Annotated in this window: 14 protein-coding genes and 8 pseudogenes; 16 read left to right on the top strand and 6 right to left on the bottom strand. The window is 48.4% G+C overall.

The window, feature by feature from the left end:
• Nucleotides 1-26: 26 nt before the first annotated feature.
• From ACFQ03_RS23075 to ACFQ03_RS23055, 5 genes and pseudogenes are all read left to right on the top strand, one after another.
• On the top strand, nucleotides 27-1,313 hold the full coding sequence (locus ACFQ03_RS23075; protein ID WP_055109536.1) for an ABC transporter substrate-binding protein: 1,287 nt from the start codon (nucleotides 27-29) through the stop codon (nucleotides 1,311-1,313).
• A 237-nt stretch (nucleotides 1,314-1,550) separates the two neighbouring features.
• Nucleotides 1,551-2,539 (top strand): annotated as a pseudogene (locus ACFQ03_RS23070) (IS4 family transposase); the annotation flags it as partial.
• A 339-nt stretch (nucleotides 2,540-2,878) separates the two neighbouring features.
• The gene (locus ACFQ03_RS23065) at nucleotides 2,879-3,022 is read left to right on the top strand and encodes a hypothetical protein (protein ID WP_187386581.1); all 144 of its coding nucleotides are present in this window, start codon (nucleotides 2,879-2,881) and stop codon (nucleotides 3,020-3,022) included.
• Between the two features lie 48 nt (nucleotides 3,023-3,070).
• Nucleotides 3,071-4,363, top strand: coding sequence for a group II intron reverse transcriptase/maturase (ltrA, locus tag ACFQ03_RS23060; protein WP_379291319.1), 1,293 nt, complete (start codon nucleotides 3,071-3,073; stop codon nucleotides 4,361-4,363).
• Nucleotides 4,364-4,503: 140 nt separating this feature from the next.
• Nucleotides 4,504-4,861, top strand: a pseudogene (locus ACFQ03_RS23055) (IS4 family transposase); the annotation flags it as partial.
• A 269-nt stretch (nucleotides 4,862-5,130) separates the two neighbouring features.
• On the opposite strand, the pseudogene ACFQ03_RS23050 reads toward ACFQ03_RS23055, so the two are convergent.
• Nucleotides 5,131-5,412 (bottom strand): annotated as a pseudogene (locus tag ACFQ03_RS23050) (IS3 family transposase); the annotation flags it as partial.
• Nucleotides 5,413-5,414: 2 nt separating this feature from the next.
• On the opposite strand from ACFQ03_RS23050, the pseudogene ACFQ03_RS23045 reads away from it, so the two are divergent.
• Together ACFQ03_RS23045 and ACFQ03_RS23040 are read left to right on the top strand one after the other, a co-directional pair.
• Nucleotides 5,415-5,729: pseudogene (locus ACFQ03_RS23045) on the top strand (DUF6075 family protein).
• A 25-nt stretch (nucleotides 5,730-5,754) separates the two neighbouring features.
• Entirely contained in the window at nucleotides 5,755-7,935 is a 2,181-nt protein-coding gene (locus tag ACFQ03_RS23040) for a C40 family peptidase (RefSeq protein WP_213509926.1), read from the top strand.
• Nucleotides 7,936-8,394: 459 nt separating this feature from the next.
• On the opposite strand, the pseudogene ACFQ03_RS23035 reads toward ACFQ03_RS23040, so the two are convergent.
• A pseudogene (locus ACFQ03_RS23035) lies at nucleotides 8,395-9,752 on the bottom strand (IS4 family transposase).
• Nucleotides 9,753-10,146: 394 nt separating this feature from the next.
• On the opposite strand from ACFQ03_RS23035, the pseudogene ACFQ03_RS23030 reads away from it, so the two are divergent.
• The 6 genes and pseudogenes from ACFQ03_RS23030 to ACFQ03_RS23005 all read left to right on the top strand — a co-directional run.
• Nucleotides 10,147-10,577, top strand: a pseudogene (locus ACFQ03_RS23030) (transposase); the annotation flags it as partial.
• A gap of 27 nt (nucleotides 10,578-10,604) precedes the next feature.
• Nucleotides 10,605-10,773: pseudogene (locus ACFQ03_RS23025) on the top strand (IS5/IS1182 family transposase); the annotation flags it as partial.
• Between the two features lie 17 nt (nucleotides 10,774-10,790).
• Nucleotides 10,791-10,913: pseudogene (locus tag ACFQ03_RS23020) on the top strand (DJ-1/PfpI family protein); the annotation flags it as partial.
• 248 nt (nucleotides 10,914-11,161) lie between these two features.
• On the top strand, nucleotides 11,162-11,746 hold the full coding sequence (locus tag ACFQ03_RS23015) for a TetR/AcrR family transcriptional regulator (protein ID WP_036623471.1): 585 nt from the start codon (nucleotides 11,162-11,164) through the stop codon (nucleotides 11,744-11,746).
• A gap of 7 nt (nucleotides 11,747-11,753) precedes the next feature.
• Nucleotides 11,754-12,500 carry a type I methionyl aminopeptidase gene (gene map / locus ACFQ03_RS23010; protein ID WP_036623469.1) on the top strand — a complete coding sequence of 249 codons (747 nt, stop codon included), beginning with the start codon at nucleotides 11,754-11,756 and terminating at the stop codon, nucleotides 12,498-12,500.
• 52 nt (nucleotides 12,501-12,552) lie between these two features.
• Complete coding sequence (locus ACFQ03_RS23005) at nucleotides 12,553-12,729, top strand: WYL domain-containing protein (protein ID WP_240534143.1); 177 nt, start codon at nucleotides 12,553-12,555, stop codon at nucleotides 12,727-12,729.
• A gap of 64 nt (nucleotides 12,730-12,793) precedes the next feature.
• On the opposite strand, the gene ACFQ03_RS23000 is transcribed toward ACFQ03_RS23005, so the two are convergent.
• The 4 genes from ACFQ03_RS23000 to ACFQ03_RS22985 form a co-directional block, all read right to left on the bottom strand.
• Nucleotides 12,794-13,195 (bottom strand): hypothetical protein, encoded by a 402-nt coding sequence (locus ACFQ03_RS23000; protein WP_036623467.1) that lies wholly within the window; start codon nucleotides 13,193-13,195, stop codon nucleotides 12,794-12,796.
• 707 nt (nucleotides 13,196-13,902) lie between these two features.
• Nucleotides 13,903-14,715: a CPBP family intramembrane glutamic endopeptidase gene (locus tag ACFQ03_RS22995; RefSeq protein WP_036623465.1), complete on the bottom strand. Its 813-nt coding sequence runs from the start codon at nucleotides 14,713-14,715 to the stop codon at nucleotides 13,903-13,905.
• A 330-nt stretch (nucleotides 14,716-15,045) separates the two neighbouring features.
• Nucleotides 15,046-16,380 (bottom strand): sensor histidine kinase, encoded by a 1,335-nt coding sequence (locus tag ACFQ03_RS22990; RefSeq protein ID WP_036623462.1) that lies wholly within the window; start codon nucleotides 16,378-16,380, stop codon nucleotides 15,046-15,048.
• A gap of 1 nt (nucleotide 16,381) precedes the next feature.
• Nucleotides 16,382-17,068 (bottom strand): response regulator transcription factor, encoded by a 687-nt coding sequence (locus ACFQ03_RS22985; protein WP_036628261.1) that lies wholly within the window; start codon nucleotides 17,066-17,068, stop codon nucleotides 16,382-16,384.
• Nucleotides 17,069-17,279: 211 nt separating this feature from the next.
• On the opposite strand from ACFQ03_RS22985, the gene ACFQ03_RS22980 reads away from it, so the two are divergent.
• The 3 genes from ACFQ03_RS22980 (at nucleotide 17,280) to ACFQ03_RS22970 (ending at nucleotide 19,283) form a co-directional block, all read left to right on the top strand.
• Nucleotides 17,280-17,495 carry a hypothetical protein gene (locus ACFQ03_RS22980; RefSeq protein ID WP_379291258.1) on the top strand — a complete coding sequence of 72 codons (216 nt, stop codon included), beginning with the start codon at nucleotides 17,280-17,282 and terminating at the stop codon, nucleotides 17,493-17,495.
• 68 nt (nucleotides 17,496-17,563) lie between these two features.
• The gene (locus ACFQ03_RS22975; protein ID WP_036623458.1) at nucleotides 17,564-18,595 is read left to right on the top strand and encodes a DJ-1/PfpI family protein; all 1,032 of its coding nucleotides are present in this window, start codon (nucleotides 17,564-17,566) and stop codon (nucleotides 18,593-18,595) included.
• Nucleotides 18,596-18,638: 43 nt separating this feature from the next.
• Nucleotides 18,639-19,283 (top strand): DUF2306 domain-containing protein, encoded by a 645-nt coding sequence (locus ACFQ03_RS22970; protein ID WP_036623456.1) that lies wholly within the window; start codon nucleotides 18,639-18,641, stop codon nucleotides 19,281-19,283.
• Nucleotides 19,284-19,425: the final 142 nt, after the last annotated feature.

Raw genomic sequence — 19,425 nt, 5'->3', positions numbered from 1 at the left:
TAATTTTAACAGGAGGAATTTATTCGATGAAAAAGTGGTCATTTATGGTGTTTATAGGCATTTTATTTCTGTTGGTGAGTGCATGCGCTTCTGAGGGAAGTGATCAATCGGGAAGCCAGAAACCGGTAAATAAAGAGGGGAAAACTATCGTTACGTTGTCTGTCCAACAAGCGAGCTCATTTTATGAAATCGCAGAAAAAAAGTTTGAGGAAAAGTACCCGGATATCGATTTGCAAATTCAGGTTATAGAAGATTATGAACAATACCAAACAACGACAAATACAGCAATACTATCGGGCAAAGGTCCGGATATCTTTGAAGTCAGCGGTCTGCCAACCAAAGATTATGTGAACAAGGACCTTCTCCTGGATATGGAGGAGCTCATGAAGCAAGACGATACACTAAATCATGGCGATTTGCAAATAAATATTTTGGATGCGATAAAATCAAATGATGGTCTGTATGCCATGCCTTTCGGATTCAGCCTGCGAGCGTTTGTAGGTGATGGGGATCTTCTCGGGAACACGAGTATTGACGACCAGAATTGGACTTGGAAGGAGTTTGAAGATATTGCGAAGACGTTAGGCGAGAGCGGTGCGGAACGTCGTTATGCCATGGCGGGGGAAACACCTGATTTCCGCATGCAAGAAATGGTTGTGGACAGGTATTCCGAGTTTGTTGATACCGCGGCGAAAAAGGCATTGTTTGACTCTCCATCGTTCGTAGAAGCAATGCAGCAAATAAAAGATATGTACGATAATCAGGTCATGACTTCAGAACCGGCGGATATAGGCAAGCAAATGTTTTATTCGACCGTTCTGAGATCGCCGGCAGATTTTATCAATGATTTGCATTTTTATTTCTCCAATCCGAAGCTGCTGCAAAAACCGGAACAAAAAGGAGGAACGAGAATTGTTCTCGCCTCCCAGTTCGCCATTCAAGCCCAATCCGCGGTGAAAGAGGAGGCCTGGAAGTTTATTGCCTTCATGCTATCGGAAGAAGGGCAATCGTTGCAAGAAAGACAAGGATTTTCGCTGCTGAAATCTGTGAATGAGAAGCAATTGAACGAGATGCAGGAACAAGTGGAAAACGGAACGTATAAGACGCCAGACGGGAAAGCGCCGAAAGTGACGAATGATGAATTTGCCAAGTTCAAAAAGTTCATTCATACTGCAAATAACCATTCGGCAGCGGATGGCAAGGTAATTTCAATTGTAGGAGAAGAATCTATGGCCTTCTTTAGTGAGCAAAAAACTGCTGAAGAAGTTGCCGAGCTGATCCAGAACAGAGTGACAACCTATTTGAACGAGTAGAAAGCATTTAAATTGAAGTAGCGTATCTTTGGGCGCTACTTTTCAAAATAGCAACAAACCGATTTTAGCCGAGTGCTATTATTTACTCAACTTTCGCAGCTTGAAAATTAGTGTTAAGCCTTGATATTACCAGGATTTCTTATTGAAAAATCTCGTTCTTGACAGAAAAACACCTTTCCGTTTGGTTAAATGGAAGTGGATAGTATTCCCATCCCAAACAGAAAGGAGCGTAACTCTATGGTACAACACAACTTCCTGTCTGAAAAGGGGCAAGAACGAATCTCTGCTTTATTTTCCGCTTTGCAAATCGGACAACTGTTGCGTAAAGCCGGTATTTCGAAGTCGTTCGGATTGTCCAGTCTGGTCATTTTTAAGCTGATCTTTACGCTCGTGTTCGAAGGGCGCAATTGGTTTCGTCATCTGCATAGCGACCGCCAGTCGTTGCCTGGCAAAGATGTAGTCTATCGATTCATAAACCATCCACGCTTTGCCTGGCGAAGATTTTTGCATGCCTTGAGTCTGAAGGTCGTTCAGCATTTTGATTCCTTAACCTCTTCGTCCCGCGTTCGAACGTTCATCATTGATGATTCGGTTCTTCGCAGGGATCGCAGCAAGAAAGCCGAGTTGCTGGCTCGCGTCTTCGATCATACGACGAGGAGATATGCTCGCGGCTACAACATGCTCACGCTCGGATGGTCGGATGGCTTCAGCTTTGCGCCCATCGATTTTGTCATGCTCAGCTCGGCCAAGCTGACGAATCGCTTTTGCGTGATGAAGGAACGTCCAAGCGTACCCAAGGCTACAAACGCCGCATCGAGGCACTTTCACGCAAACCGGATGCCGTGGCGGCTCTGCTTGATCGAGCGATCCAGGCGGGATTCAGCGCTGACTTTGTCCTGATGGACAGTTGGTTTACCCAAGCGCCTCTGTTGCGTGAATTGATGGCGAAAGGTCTACATGTCATTGGGATGGTCAAGGCGATGAAACAACGATACCGGTTCAACGGAAAAAGCCTGACGCTCCATGAACTGTATGCCCTGTTGCCAAAGCAGAAAAACAAAGAAATCCTTGGCTCGGTCATCGTTCAAACTGCCTGCGGTTTACCGATCAAACTGGTCTTTGTGCAAAACCGCCATCGGCGGCGGGATTGGCTGGTTCTGCTCAGCACCGATTTGGCGTTGGAAGATGCTGAAATCGTTCGCATCTACGGCATGCGTTGGAGCATTGGCGTGTCCAGTTAAGGACACAACTTCTAGTCGGTGAAAGTCCGACCGGGGGAAAAGACTACACTCCCGTAGCCTGAGAGGCATCGCGGAACGAAAGTGAACCGATGGAGCCCTCTGACAAACATTCATTAGGAATGCGGCAAAATTCCAGGTTGTAACGTGCAGTGAACGCAGACGTAGCCTCGTAACACGCAAATCCGGTGGCTGAGACGGTCGATAACGCGCGAAAGCAGTAAGAACTGACCGAAAGAGTCTGAAACGGCAGTTCTCACCGGCGGGGTATCAGCGGCGACATGGAGGGAAAGAGGTTGTGGAAACTGGAGAAGCCCTCGGCACCCGGTGAAGAAATCTCATCGAGGAGGCCGTTCCTATAACCGTGATCGGGAAATGGGACAGGCAGGTGCCAGGGTGGCGGATCGGGTTGTAGTACTGATGATTCGCGTGCAGCAAAACGCGCGGGGAGGGAAGGACCCGGACCTGTAAGCAAGTCCGTACGACCAAAGGAGGCAAGGGTGCCATGACAAAAACACCATCAATTTGCAGGAGCTAAGGCGGCGGATATATCGAAAGGCGAAGGCCGAACCTACACATCGATTTTGGGGACTATTTACACATGTCACCAAGATGACTACCCTTCAGGAAGCGTACCAACAAGCGAAGAAAAACGGCGGTGCCCCCGGTACTGACGGAAAAAGCTTTGCAGATGTGGAATGCGAAGGGGTCATCCCGTTTCTGGAAAACATCCAAGAGGAGCTTCAAGCGGGAACGTATCGCCCACAAGCCAACCGTAAAGTAGAGATCCCGAAGGCAAACGGAAAAATGCGAACGTTGCAAATTCCAAGTATTCGAGATCGCGTGGTGCAAGGTGCGCTGAAACTGATACTGGAGGCGATCTTCGAGGCAGACTTCTGCCCGAACTCCTATGGTTTTCGACCGAAACGCTCTCCCCATCAAGCACTGTCAGAAGTGCGGCGCAGCGTACTGCGTCGAATGACGATGGTCATCGACGTCGATCTGTCGCGCTACTTTGACACCATAAGACACACCATATTGCTGGATAAAATCGCAAAACGCATCCAAGACCCTCAAGTGATGCAGCTCGTCAGACAGGTGATAAAGGCAGCAGGGAAGATCGGCGTACCTCAAGGGGGCCCGTTTTCACCACTGGCTTCCAATATCTACCTAAATGAAGTGGACTGGATGTTTGATGCGATCCGACGGAAAACGGCGGAAGGAGACTTCGAAGCCGTCAACTACCATCGCTTTGCCGATGACATGTTGATTACCGTGAGTGGGCATTCCAGCAAACGCGGTTGGGCCGAGCTTGCTCTGCAACGACTACGCGAACAATTGGAACCGCTTGGTGTGGAACTCAACTTGGAGAAAACCCGTATGGTCAATGCTTTGAAAGGCGACGCTTTTGCATTCCTGGGATTCGATCTAAGGCGAATACAGAACCGAAGCAAAACCGGCCATTTCATCCTCATGACACCGAAAAAGAAAGCCCGTATAGCGGTGAAAGCGCGAATCCGTGAAGTGATTCGAAACGGAGGTGCGAAACCGGCCAAAGAGATCGTGAAACAAATCAATGCGATATTGGCTAGATGGGTGAACTATTTTCGGGTGGGAAATTCCAGTGATGCATTCAGTGAAGTGCGCGATTACACAGAAATGAAAATCCGGACATTGCTGACCAGAAGGAAACGGAGACGAAAAAGTAGCATTGGATGGCGGAGATGGAGTAACGAATACCTCTATGGCGTGTTGGGGCTATACTGGGACTGGAAAGTCCATCCCTTGAAAAACGCAGATGGGTTCCGATGAAAGTGTCCGCTATGTGATAGGTCTCATAACCCTTTCGACGAAGTTTACGGGGTGAGCTGCTTGAGGGAAAACCTCACGAGCAGTTCTTATGGGGAGGGGCTGGGAACGGGCTATGAGCACCGCGCCAGTCCTTTACCCGACAGATGTTCTTCAAATTTGCCAAATCGTACCTGAAGCTGGGAACGGAGTTTCAAGGTCGTTGATATGCTCATCAGCCACACCACGATCGTGTTTACACGTTATCTCGTGATGGAATGGGAACGCCGTCACAACAACGACGCGCTGTCGTTGGGTGGTCTGTTTTTCCTGTTTTCCGACGAAGTTCGAGACCTGGATCTCAAAACGGCTTTGCAACATCTGATCGCATTTTTCATGGCATTTACGGAAGTGAAATCCAAGCGGGATCAGTCTGCCGTAGTATGTCAACTCCAGCAATGGATTGCGAGTTTGCCTAATTATATCAAGGCTTTGTTCGGAAAATTAAGCTGCGAAAGTTGAGTCAATTAACAACAACTAACTTTAACAGAGCCGTTCTTAAAAAGCTTCCTGCTTCTTCTGAACTCTCTTGATTAATTCTTCGGGCACCACCAGTTCACTAGCTTCCACCTTCAACGGGATTTTCTTCACCTTGTTCAGTTTTCCGTACATGTAAAGCTGGTTACAGACCAAGATGTAATCGCGACAGCATTAAGTGGCCATTTTTAATTCTTTTTCGGCAACAGATACTGGACCTCTGTCAATAGATTGGACACATGGAATCGAGAAAATTACGCAACATAATCGTACATTTGTTCGCATTGAATGGGTGTGAGATACCCGATCGCCGAATGGACTCGTTTGCGATTGTAGAAAAACTCGATATATTCAAAAATCTTGCTTTGCGCTTCCTTGCGGGTCTTGAACTTTTCCAGATAAACGAGTTCCTTTTTGAGTATGCTGTGGAACGATTCGATGCAGGCGTTGTCGTAGCAGTTGCCCTTGCGGCTCATGCTGCCCTTCATCCCGTATTTTAGGAGCCGTTGTTGGTACTCATGGTGTCTATCATCGTGCGTTGTTTTACACGTTAGGCTTGACGCGAGAAACGAGGACGCATGTTCAGGACTTGTTTGACTTTTCAAACGACAGCATCCGACCGAAAGGTTTAAAGGCTTCCTAGCAAACAGGTACTTCCCTTCGAGCAAGCCGCTTGGCCTTTAATCTGTGGAACGGATGGGCAGAAGAACAGCAGGAACGGGATTCCACGCCGCACGAGTTGTTTGATTGTCGTTATGCGCCTTATTTCTTTGAGGCGATTCGCTTGCGTTATCCGGAATATTGCAGGAGCCATGACCGGGTTCCCCAACGTATGAACGGTCCAACCCGTTAATGGATATGCCAGGAGGGCAACTTTGATGAAGGATATAAAGACAAGGACACGGGTGAAGAACATTAAGAAGCTGGATCGCTTCTCCAACTTGATGGCAAAAGCAAAGTCTGTCGATGTACGTTCCAAACATAAGTCATCTAATCGCCATGATTCGGAATCTACAGGTTCCTCTGTGGTGTACGCGCAAAATCAATCCGTGAGGGCGGCAAAAACCACGCTGCGCAAGGGGATGCGCATCATTCCAGGTGTGAGCAAAGGAGCAATTCGTCTTCTTCGGAAAAAACGGGAGCGCTTGATAGGGACGGCGAAGGAGAAAGAAACCATGCCTCAGCAATCGGGGGAAACGGCGAGCGGTCGGCGTTCACGTAAGCGAAGCGGCATTCAAGTGAGCAAACGTTCGGTTGTTTCTGATAAACAACAAGCGCTGTCCGCCCATTCAACAGGTGCCATACAAGGAAGAGATAATCGTCAGGCTGTACATTCATTTTCCCAAACCAAGCGTCCATTGCGTTTGCGGAAGCCTGTTGGCGGGAAATATCCTTTGTTTTCCGAAACAGTGATAGGGAAGCAACGCTATATTCATCGAATGGTGCGGGCCAGGATTGTCAGTCGGAAACAAGCTCAACAACCCCAAGCTCAAGCTAAAAGTGAAACCCAGTCAAACCCGATGTCAAAACCTGTCGAGAAGCGTGTCACGACCACGAACACCCTATTCAAGACTACCGTGCGTTCTCGTGACAAACGTTCGAGTCTACAACCCGGCGAAATGACAATCGGGAGGAAACGAAATCCCGCCCCCGTTCGTTCTTCCGCTCATAAGCTGGTGAAGCCGCATGCAGGTGTATCCGGGCGTGTCAAAACGGGCGGCAAAGTCATCAAGGTGCTTTCCCATTCAGTAAAACCGATTCATCAGTCTAGCCAAGAAAAAGGACAGGTCCATAATCCAACAGATAGGATGAAACATAAAGCCAGGGAAGCGCAAAAAGCAGCCTTTCGATTGATGACCATGCACCGTTCAAAGCAGCGGCTGCAAGCTGTTGCCAGATGGAACATTCGCATGATTCGTGTAGCGGAGAAAATGACTGCGGTACTCGCCAAAGGCATGATCGCTCTTTTAGGTGTTAGCGGTACGGTGATCATCTTGCTATGCATCATGATGGCTGTTGCTGCGGTTGTATCATCTCCTTTTGGCATCTTTGTCTCCAGTGATAATACGGATAGCGATGTATTGCCGCTTTCTGACATCGTACAAGACATCGACAACGAATTTGCTGTCCGACTGGAGGACATACGTCGGGATGCAGGCTCAGTGGATCGTGTAGAAATCCATTATCTCGGAAGCGCTGATAATACTCGCATCGATAACTGGATGGACGTCATCGCGGTCTTTGCGGTTCGTACCGTAATGGACAGCGAAAACGGCATGGACGTAGCCACACTGGACGCCACTCGGGTGGATGTGATTCGCTCCGTCTTTTGGGACATGAATCAACTGGACTCTTACGTGGAAACGATTGAACACAGGGAAACGATTACGGTGGAACATGAAGATGGGAGCACGAGTAAGGAAACGATAACCTGGTATGAATCGGTATTGCACATTACAGTTGCCAGTCATACTGCTGGGCAGCAGGCCGACATCTACGACTTTACAATCGAACAAAGAGAGATCATGCATGAAATGTTGTCGGCGGAGTTCCGCCCGCTCATGTTCGCGCTTCTCGGTAAAGATATGGATGTTGGGTTAACGACTGAGCAGCTTGAAATCGTTTATCACGATCTGCCGAAAGGGGAATGGGGCGGTGAAGCTGTCCGCTTGGCATTGACTCGCTTGGGCGATCCATACAGTCAAGTTTTGGCCGGGCAAGACCGCTATACAGATTGCAGTTATCTTGTTCAATGGGTGTACCGGCAGTTGAGCATTCAGTTGCCGCGGACGGCGGCTGAACAAGCCAGACATTGTGTCGATAACGGGTGGACAATCCGTTTTGAAGATTTGGCTCCGGGCGATTTGGTCTTTTGGAGCTATGCCAGCAATGGTCGGTTTATGGACATTACCCATGTTGGCATCTATGCCGGAAACGGCAAGGTCGTCGATGCTTCATCCACTCGCGGACAAGTGGTTTACCGGAATTTGTTTGACGCCGATCAACAGGTGCTGTATGGGCGGCCGTTTCAAATGAACGTACAAAATGTTTATAGCTAAAAACAAAGTAACCCCGGGGAAAACTCTCCCGAGGTTACTTTGACCGATGCTTTCGGATTATAATTTCATTATAAACGATTATTGTCTCTACCGCTACTATTGTCTATTTCTAATGGTTCAAATAAATAGTTAGTATTTTACTTGGGCCGAGGTGCTAGTTGCGGTTTCTAAAATTCTGTTCCTCTCTTTGATAGTGGCTGTTGTCACCACTCTGTAGGTGTTGCCCGAGGTAACGTAATATTCTTTTTCAAAACTAATGACAATGTTTGTTCTGTAACGGGCATCCAATCCGCAAAAAGCGACTTCATAAGAATCAGAAAAGATAGTAACATAATAATTTTGATCTCTTCTGTTACATATTCTGATTTCAATCGTCATCATATAGTAGACAACATGATATTGCTTCAGTATCTTTTTCTGATAGCTATGAAATTTAATGGGAGGGAAGGGTTATGTAACTCAACTTTCGCAGCATGAAATGGGCAAACAGGCCTTGATGTAGCTGGGTAAAGTTGCAATCCATTGCTGGAGTTGACGTTGAATCAGAGCCGAAAGCTTTTTTCCTGCTTTCGTAGTGATTTCGTTGATCAGATCGAGCAGTTGCTGCAAGGCGATGGCCCAGTCCAATGTGCCAACTTCGTCGCACAACACATAAAACAGACCGCCGAACGAGCGAGCATCCGTACTTTGCCGATGCTGCCAGGCCAGCAAAATATAGCGGGAGAATACAATCGTCGTATGGCTGATCAGTAAATCATAGGAGCGGCCTTGAAACTCCTTCTGCAAACGAAGCAGCGACTTGGTGCACTTGAAGAAGACCTCGATGCCCCAGCGGATCCCGTAAATACGGATCACGTCCTCCACGGAGAGGGAAAGATCCGTCGTCAGCACCGCGAGCCATTCGTTCTTCTTCGTGCGATGACGGACGAATACCACGTGAACCGGTATGCCGGAGGCAAGCTCGGTTCGAATCGAACGAAGGATGCCTCGTTTCTTGCTTTGCACCGGAGACGCTGCGGTGTATAGTTCTTTGAGCGACAGCTTCCGGCCTTGAACAAGGAAACGCTTATTGTCGTTCTTGACCATGCCGATCACGTCGAGCCCGCGGGAGGCGATCTCGCCAATGAGGGGCGCGTGCGTGAACCAACTGTCCATCAAGACATAGGAGGCCGTGGCTCCGGCGGCAAGCGCGCGATCCAACATCGATACAATCACCTGCGGAGCCGACAGGAGTGCTTCTTGACGTCGCTTATACCCGTTCGTCCGTTTGTCGATCTTCTCGTTCATGCCGTTAATGGCAGATTTGCCGGAACTGAGCAGCGCGAAGTCCAGCGGCAGGAAGGTATGGCCGTCGGACCATCCCAGGGTGAGCATACGAAATCCCTTGTAATAAGCGCCGGTGGCATGATCTTTGAACCTGGCCAGCAACTCAACGGCTTTGCTGCGGTTGCGTTCGAACATGGAATCGTCGACGATGAAGACGGTGTCCGATCTGCCGACGTAAGCACGCTGACCTTCTGCACCGTCGCGACGCTGAGCGACGTCAGAAAACGACGCCAGGCAAAGCCTGCATGGTTGAGGAAACGATAGACGGCATCCTTGCCGGGAAAGGAGTCGCCCTTGCTGCTCTCGAGCAGTCGAAACCAATTCTTCTGGTGAAACAGAAGGACAAAGACGAGTTGGAATAGCCGAGCACAGCTAAAGCCAAATCGCTTACGGAATCCGGCTTGTTGAAGATGTTTCATCACTTTCAGTTCTTGAAAAGCAGGCTTTAATTCGTTTGGCAGTTGATTCAGATCGGGCTGATGGTCTATCATGATGGTTCTGTCTGGTAGTGATGGCTTGACACTCTCACTTTACCAAACGAAGTGGTGTTTTTCTATTTTGGCAAGCTGGCTATTCAACAGACCGTAAGACCGTTCTACAACTGGTTTTACATTGATTTTCTAGGTGCAAAAGTTGAGTTATGTAACATAAAAGAAAATCAAGGAACTCCGTTGCCTACTGTAATCGCTTACTCTTTTGTCAAAACAAAAAATGTTAGGAGCTATTCCTGTAATGAATTATATTGAACTTTGAAAAAGAAGAGTACCTCCAGTATTATGGGGTTCGGTCGAGTAAGCACAAGGGATTCGGGATTTGTATGTCGAAATCATATGCAAAGGAATCTTCGGAAAACAGCCCAAAATCCTTGCAGAAGGAGCGATGAAAATGTTCAAGACGACAGCACACCTCGACAATCAATTGATCCTGCCTGGCGATTTCTTTCTTCCCTTCGGCGGAAAACTGGATGAAGGGAATCGCTGGGTTCAGTTGGCTCAGTTGGTGTCGTGGGCGGCGGCTGAACAGAAATACGGTCGTTTCTTCAAAGACACCTTCCGCGGTCAGCAAACGATCAGCCTGCGGATGGGCTCGGCGCGCTGATCATTCAGGAGCGCATGCAGTTGACCGATAGAGAAACCCTGGCGTCGATCAGCGAGAATCCCTATATGCAATACTTCATCGGTTTGCCCGGATTTGTCATGAAGCCGCCGTTCCACCATTCCATGATGACGCATTTCCGCAAACGTCTGACGGACGTGCTGGCCGAGCTGAACGAGATCATCGCCACCGAGGGCGCGAAGGAAATGAGAGACGATGACAACGATCCAAGCAACGTGATCGGCGGCGCCACCGGAAGCGTCCGAACTTGAGACCGATGAGGCCATCGATTCCACCGCGGCGTCGGAAACGCCAGAACAACCGAATCAAGGGACACTGTTGGTGGACGCCACCTGCGCCCCGGCGGATGTGGCGTATCCGACCGATCTGAATTTGCTGAATGAAGCGCGGGATAAAAATCGTTCAGCAAACCCGAATCAGGGCCCCAAATCGCGAATGCTGTAGAACAGTTATTCGAGTACGAGAAAAGAGGCACGGTGTGGCGAGCGGAAGGCATTGCGCCGGTCGACTTTAATATGAGTCCAAAATCGCCCTAATCTGTACAACTTGCTGCCTCGCTTTTATGACACAACGAAAGACAAAATCATCGTTTAAAAAAGCGAGCTCCCTTTCTCTACATGGGGCTCGCTTTTCGAGATTCGCAGCTGAGCAAAGTTCAACGATCGTTATCCGTGAGGAACTTAATGCTGCTACTGTCGCCTGAATATTTGCATCTCCTCGCCCCATGCTTTATTATATTTTCATCGACAAATTTGCAGGTCTAAACAAGGAGGTTCATTCGTCCATGTGCCCCCGTACCAAAGAACAAAATGAGCTGATCCGCATGCAGCGCAGAGAACAGATCCTGGACGCCGCCGCGCACGCCTACTTCCGCACGGGAGGCAGCTTTGATATTCGCGACGTCGCCCGCGAGGCCAAACTCGGTTACGGCACGGTATACCATTATTACCCCAACCGACATTTATTAATCGAAGATGTGCTGGATAGCGGCTTCGAGCGATGCGAGCAAGCCCTGGCAGAATGGGCGAATATCAGAGGCGGAAGCCCGAATGATAGTCAACTGTTGACGTATTGCAAGGCGTTGCTCCGGCTGTGGCAGTCGGATGCCCGCGCATATCTCGTCTACAAAATGGCGGCGGAACATTATGCAGGCTTGCCTGAGAAGGATCGGCACCCCGTCAAGAGACGATTCATGGAACGCTTGTACGTCCCGCTTCAATCGATCGCCCGGCGCGAAGACGACAGCGTCGACCATATGCTTGTCGTGCTGGTCGGCTGCAGCGGGCTACGCTACTATACGGGCGCTTCCGAGTTGGACGTCGATCGAATCGCCCAGCTCGCAATGCAAGCTATTACGAAGGAGTCCTGATACGAACATGATTATCCTAAAAAGCAAGCATGAAATTGAGGCCATCCGCAAGGCATGCCAAGTGGTGGCCGAATGCCATCGCACGATCGCCCCGCTCATCAAACCGGGCATCACGACGAACGAGATTGATCGCATATTCGAGGACATTATTTTGAAGCATGGCGCCAAGCCATACGAGAAGGGCTACAAGGGCTATCCATATGCGACGTGCGCCTCCGTCAACGACGTGATCGCGCATGGATTTCCTAGCGATAAGCCACTTGAGGAAGGCGATATCGTGACGATCGACACGGTTGCGGAGCTCGACGGCTGGCTCGGCGATTCGGCCTGGAGCTATGCGGTCGGGAAGATCTCGCCTACGGCCGAGAAGCTGATGCGCGTCACGAAGGAATGCCTTGACCTCGGCATCGCGCAGGCGCAGCCCGGCAATCGGCTCGGTGACGTGACAAGCGCGATCCAGCGGCATGCGGAGTCGCACGGCTTCGGCGTCGTGCGCGACCTTCTCGCCCATGGCATCGGTCGTGACCTGCACGAGGAGCCGACTTATGTGCATATCGGCAATCCCGGCAAAGGCCCCCGCATCAAGGAAGGCATGGTGTTCACGATCGAGCCCATGATCACCGAAGGCACCTATTACATGACAATCGATCCGGACGGCTGGACCGCGCGGACGCTGGACCGTAAGCTTGCCGCCCAATACGAGCATACGATCGCCATCACGGCTGAAGGTCCACAAATCCTGACGGCGCAATAGAATGATTAGTAGTCGACCAACGGGATGGTCGGCTGCGGAGGCTGCCACAGCTTTGCCTGCCAATGGATGGGTCGAGGAGGAGGTCGAGTTCCATACGCTCGACTCCGCTTGCTCCATTGTGCTCGGTTATGGAAGACAAGCGAAAGCGCTCATGCCCGCCGAGATGAGGGACGCGGTCCGGGCGGAAGCGCAAACCATGTGCCCGTTATACGATGAATCGTGCACGTGATTGGAACCCCAGCTGATCTCCCGTCAAGATCCGGCTTCTCCGATCATCTGCAGTTCAATTTGCTTCATTTCATAACCTTTTTAAAGGTTTCCCTTTTTTCTTCAACAGACGAATGAAGGTGCTCCCACTTGTTATCCAAACGTTTTACCTCTTGGTCGATCTCATCCATCTGAAGGGAGGAGTCACGAAAGGCCTTTTTCGTTTGTTCAATTCGCGGTTTTTGCCGATTCAACCGCTCAAGCCACTCTTTGTAGTAAAAACGGGAAAATTCAATAAGATGATGCTCCTCAAGAGGCGCCCCCTCCCATGTACGACCAATAAAACGAATCATCTCCTGCGGCAGATAACTCGTGTGCAAGCGCGGTTCGACAGGAAGATCCAACGCTTCGGGCAGCCGGCTAATCGAGTGTGTAATGTAGACTAAAAGTACCCCGAAAGAGCAAAGTGAAATCCCCGGAAAAAACAAGCAGAAATCCCCCAATAAATCGTGGGGGAATAGACCGCAACAGAAGACTCCTGTATCCTATTCATAGAGAGAAGCGAAAGGTTATGGGGACGGGGAGATGCTCAAGATGGGACAGATCGAGACGATCAAAGATTTATCCGGGTTTTATTTTTATATTCGACTAATTAAAACTGCTTACCAGTATTCGTTCACACACTGCTCAAGAAAAAATGAGCTCTGCGAAATTATCCAAGCGTAAGAAATCGCCGCCCAGCTCTCGTCAACGAAAGCGAGCGGCGACAACTCGGCTGACACGAGGTCTGTCAAAGAACTGCTGGTCATCCAGGAGCTTTATCGTCATCATCGCGCTGCTGCACGCTAGACCCGTCGTGCACGGCTAAAAAGCGAAATGTTCAGCATGCCCTGCTTAAACGATACGCGCCAATCCTCACCTGTCTCATACCTGTGCCCATGGTGTCTGGGCACTCGACCTCGCCATCGATTGTGGTGAATCAGAAATACGTGGGGTGCTGCACCGTTATCGTCAGGAACAACTGTTTATGCGGTCAGGGGTGAAACTGTCGCGTCAGTCGATAGCGAACTGGCTGATCGCAGACACGAGCAGCGGGTAGTGGCTCTCACCACTGTACGGCTAAATGGACGCCGAATGACTGAAACGGGATATCATGCAGTAGTTATCTTGCCAGATTACCACTACATTGATCTGTTCATTCACTCGTCCTCGGCCAGCCGCCAGTTGTCCATGTTTTCTCCAAGTATCCGACAACCGCCCACGCCATCAGACTGCTCACAATCGTGAACGGTGTTTCCGGGTACAGACTGATCAAAGTAAAACTGACCGTATTGTTCAAGGCATGCAACACCATCACAAGCAGGATGGAGCCTGATCGTTCAAAGATAAAATTGGTGATATAGTTCATGGCGACGATGGACGCTGTAAATCCAATCAGAGAAGGCACAAGAACAGCCAGCCCCGCGTCCACATACAAAATAAAGAGCAACGGATAGTGCCATAATGCCCAGATGAAGCCCCCCTTCCATGCAGCGTGCCAGAAATCTTGTTCCCTTGTCTTCAAATAAGGATACAGATATCCGCGCCAACCAAACTCCTCGGTTCCGCTTGTCAGCACATTTGAAATGAAATATCCGATTACGGATAACGCAACCGCTTGCCATGTTGCATCCGCCAAACTGCTGAGCAGGATGCTGAGTACGAACATCGGAATTGCGATCACGATCGGAATAGATAATGCGAAACGGATATCAGCTCGACCCGGACGTCTGAACAGTATAACTCCCTCTCGGGTACGGACCGCAAGGAATCCGAGCAAAGGACCGAACACGCCTAGTGCGAATAACAGTTGAACAATGGAAAAATTTCCGGCAAGATGAAAAATCGTCATATCCGTTCGTAAAAAATGGTCTGTCGATCTGCTCCACCGATAAGCTGAAATCCAACACCCCCATGTCCAACCGAAAGAAATGATCAGATACACAATCAATGCTGATTTCCGAATCATGTTTATTTCTCCTTTTCTGTTCATCTACAATGAAAAGCTCTCAGGATCTTTTCCCAAGAGCTTCATTGCAATGGTCGTTACCGATGGCAGGAAAATCTCAACCTTTCGGAAATGATTTGTGTTGATTAAGTTATCATAACATGAGCGGAAACTGCGTCCAAGACGGAGGCTCCATGGCTAATTGTAATTCTTTTGGTATCATGGCTTTTCAATCAGGGTATTTGAGGTATGCCTTTTATCTGCTGGCGCTATCCCACAAAGCAAAGAACTTCAGGGGATGTTTCCTTATTGTGATCAGGAAAATTGTCCAGTAACGTTCGTTCTTCGATTTTAGCCTGGGTTAGTTACAGGTATCCAACCCGTTAGCAGCGCTCCGCCTTCCGAATGGTTGCCTGCGGAGAGCTCACCTCCGTGAAGCCTTACAATTCGTTGTGAAATGGTCAGCCCTAATCCGCTACCTCCAGTTGAACGATTTCTAGATGCTTCACCACGATATAGAGGTTCAAAAACTCGATGTAGTTCTTCCGAGGAGAAGCCCGGGCCGGTATCACGGATCATAAACTTTATTTTGTTACCTTCTTTATAACATTGAACAACAATTTCACCATACGAGGGTGTGTGTCTGACGGCATTATCCAACAAATTGTTCATCGCTCGTTCCAATAAATGCACATCACCGTTAATGAAGCAGTCGTCTTCAATATGGGTCGAAATCGAGAGGTTCTTTTGGCGAGCTAGCGGACTTAAACTGTCAATCGATTTCAGGATGATGAATTTAATATCAATCTTCTGATGATGAAGATCCATCTGCACATGCTCCATCTTTGTAAATGTGAACAGGTCCTCTACCAACCGGTCCAATTGCGCCGATTTTTCCTTACAAACGGCCAAATATTTGGTTATTTTATCCGGGGATTGGGCAATGCCTTGTTCCAGACCATCCAAGTAACCTCGTAAAGCGAACAATGGGGTACGCAAATCATGAGCGACAGCTGTAATGACGAATCGGCGCTCTTCTTCCAATTCCGCTTGTTTTTGAAAAGCTTTTTGCATTCCATTCACCATCATTTCGAATGCATCGCGTACCTCAGAGATTTCGGTGATATAGGATCCAGGCAACTCTACGTCCCAATCTCCTGCAGCGACTTTTCTGGCTGCAAAGCTCATCTTTTCGAGAGGCTTAAGAAGAAACCTTCGCATTTCAACACCGACAATAAAAAAAGCTAACAATAGCCCGGTAAATATCGAAATGAACTTAGCCGCATTTGACTTCGGAAGATAAATAATGACCTTTCCGAGCAAATGCCCGTCCTCTATAATGGAGAACCGTTCGGTAGAAGGCAATATGCCATGGCTCTGTGGATTAGAACGGTAAATTTCTTGATCTGATGCAGATAGAATAGCCGCTTCCATTTTCGCTTGTTGCAACTCATGATGCAATTGGTTTTGCCAATTCGGATCCCTCCATTTGTTCGAATTGGTTTCGATCAGCTGTACGATCTTCTCGATCCATTGTCCTTGCAGAATCTCGGCTTGAGCTCCGTTTTTTGCGAAGCTGAGCGTTTTTGTCTCTATGAAGTGTGTTGTCACATAAAAGATCCACGGCACTAACATTAAGAAGAAGAAAAGCAGTATAGTAAACGAACGAATACGAAGTGTTCTCATCTTAACCTCCCTCGAAGCGATACCCTATTCCCCATACGTTGACTAGGTATTGAGGATGGTTCGGATCGGATTCAATTTTCTCGCGAAGTCGACCGATGTGCACCCGAATCGTATGCCTGTCACCTACCCCATTCCAAAATTTCGAAAGTATCTGTTCATATGAAAAAACATGCCTGGGGTGTTCGGCAAATAATCGCAATAATTCATATTCCCTCGGGGTGAGCACTACACTCTTCCCATCCACGAATACTTCTCTTGTGGATAGATTTAGCTTGATGCGGCCAAAATCCAAGATTCTCTCACTCATTTGCAGTTGGGAAACAGAACGTCGTAGTACAGCTTTTATCCTGGCTACAATTTCACCGGGTGAAGCGGTTTTGACAATATAATCATCGCCGCCGAGCGTCAGGCCGCGAATCTTGTCCACATCGTCGCTGCGTGCGCTCAAGAAAAGGATCGGAACGTTACTCTTCTCCCGAATCCGGCGACATAACTCAAACCCGTTTTGACCCGGCATCATGATGTCAAGAACAATACAATGAATGGAATTCTGCTCAAACAATGTCCAAGCTTGAACAGAATCGCAAGCGGTTATAACGCGATAATTTTCATACTCTAAAAAGTCGCTCAATAGTTCAACAATGCTTTGATCATCGTCTACAACCAGTATGGTACTGATTTCACTCATGAATATCCCACCTTTGAAAACTAGTTTATCATTTAACCCCATGCAACAAACAGAACCACCTAATTTGTGATGATTTGTTTATTGTTTTGTGACCTTTATACAACTTCATTTGAGATACTCGTTTGTTACGATACTTCTTGCCGAGTCGGACAGCAAATATCGCGAGTTAGGGCCCGTTCTACGCAAAAACGGATGAAGGAGGTTGACAAACTTGGAATACGGAAGTTTCTCATTTTTTCCATTCGGTGCTCTATTTTGTCTTACGCTTTTTTCTTTTGTCGCAATTCGAATTTATCTGATTTGTCATCGCTACAGAGATTCCAATCCAAAAGACCGTGACATCGCATTGATTCTAAAAGGTCGGATGGCGAGTGGTGAAATCGACGAGAAGGAATATCACAGGCTGAAGGATCTTCTGACAAAATAACTTTTCCCTGATACGATCCGCAGGTTCGAGGATCAATCTATTGACTTTGAATATGAGGAGGTTTATGGATGTTAACGGTTCAAGTCGTGCTTTTTGATGGCTTTGACCTTCTGGATGCCATTGCACCTTACGAAGTTTTTTGTGCCGCGGCAATGTATGCTGAACACGCGTTAAGCGTAGAATTCGTTACCGCTGAAGGGCCGAGATCCGTCACCAGCGGCATCAACGGGTTAAAAATTGAAGCGAGTGGCAGACTGAACCCGGAACGAACAGGCATCATTCTTGTACCTGGCGCGTCGGGCGACGTCGAAGGAGATGGGCCGAATTCGCCCCCAGCCATTCTGTCGCGGGCACTGAATACCGAATTGGTTGAAATGATTGAGCAAGCACTCGGGCAAAATGACATCATCGTTGCCACGGTTTGCGGCGGTTCCCTGTTACTGGCCATGGGAGGGCTCTTGGAGGGCAGACCAGCGGTAACGCATCATCTGGGCATGGATGTACTTGGAGCAACCGGAGCCATTCCCGTTCCTGCACGCGTAGTGGATAGCGGCAACCTGGTCACTGGTGGCGGCGTTACTTCGGGACTCGATGTAGCGCTGTATCTGGTGGAACGCGAGCTTGGACCGCGCATCGCGCACGCGGTAGAGCAACTGTTCGAATACGAACGGAGAGGAACGGTCTGGCGGGAAGAAGGAAGGGCGCCTGGCTCTCACAAGGCAGAGACCGACGAAGAAACGAACGCGACGAACAATATGGGGATGATTTATGATACCCCGGATATAAAATTACCCGGAGAATCTGACTTCGACGGGGATTGGGATACAACAATTGCTACGCCTGTTGGAAAACTGGAGGTCAAGCTCTCCATTTCCATAAGGAATGGGTTGGTCCAAGGCCAGGCTACACAAGGGGATGAGACGGTCGAGTTTATAAATCCCTTACTTCAGGACAATAAGCTCACCTGGTCGCTGCGCGTCACGAAACCTATGCGGTTAAATCTAAAATTCGAAGTTACCGTGCGTGGAGATGACATGATTGGATTCGCCAGGGCCGGCATACTGCCTGCATCCAAATTAACAGGCAAGCGTGTTACCTAACCCATAAATGCGATTTGGCAATTAAAATGAGGGGATGGATCGCATGAAGGAGTGGAAAATATCATACGGCTTATTGGCCTGCATCAGTATTCTATTTATCCTTTACGCTTTGGTGGCCAATTTTATTATCGATCCCGAAGCAAAGGCGTTTATAAGCCATAAAATCGGCCTGAAGCGCGAACTTAATCTTCCGGTCTGGATCAACGTTATGCACGTTCATGTTGCGTTTGCCTGCATCGCCATGGCGACAGGGTTGCTCAACTTCTCCAACCGCGTCCTTGAAAAAAGCCGCAAGTTCCACCGTATAAACGGCTACGTTTATTTAGTATCCGTCCTTCTTGTCGTGATTACTTCCGGATATATGGCTCCTTATGCTACCGGAGGAAAAATAAGCAGTATGGGGTTCAACGCTCTTAATCTAATATGGCTGTTTATCACCATTACGGCGCTTGTACAAATCAAAAAGAAACGCATCATTCGGCACCGGAACTGGATGATCCGAAGTTACGCCTTTTGTTTTACGAACATGACAATTCATCTCATCACCTCCCTTTTTTATCAGGGATTTGGTCTCAACTACGCTACCAGCTATACAATAGGGGTTTACGGCTCTATTGTGCTGCTGTTGATCATTCCTAACATCATTATCAGAAATATCAATCGATCCAGAAAGGCAGTGGTAGGATGAAAAAAATTATAGGAGTACTCATGTCGTTTGTACTAGTTCTATGTCTAGTTACCTCTGCAGCAAGTGCGAATTCAAAAAAAACTACGACTGACCAATTAACATACAATACTTATTTTCTGTTTCCTTGAGGTACTTTGCAGGA

Source organism: Paenibacillus residui (genome assembly GCF_042677205.1).
GTDB lineage: Bacteria > Bacillota > Bacilli > Paenibacillales > NBRC-103111 > Paenibacillus_L > Paenibacillus_L residui.
This window is presented reverse-complemented; position numbering and strand designations above follow the sequence as displayed.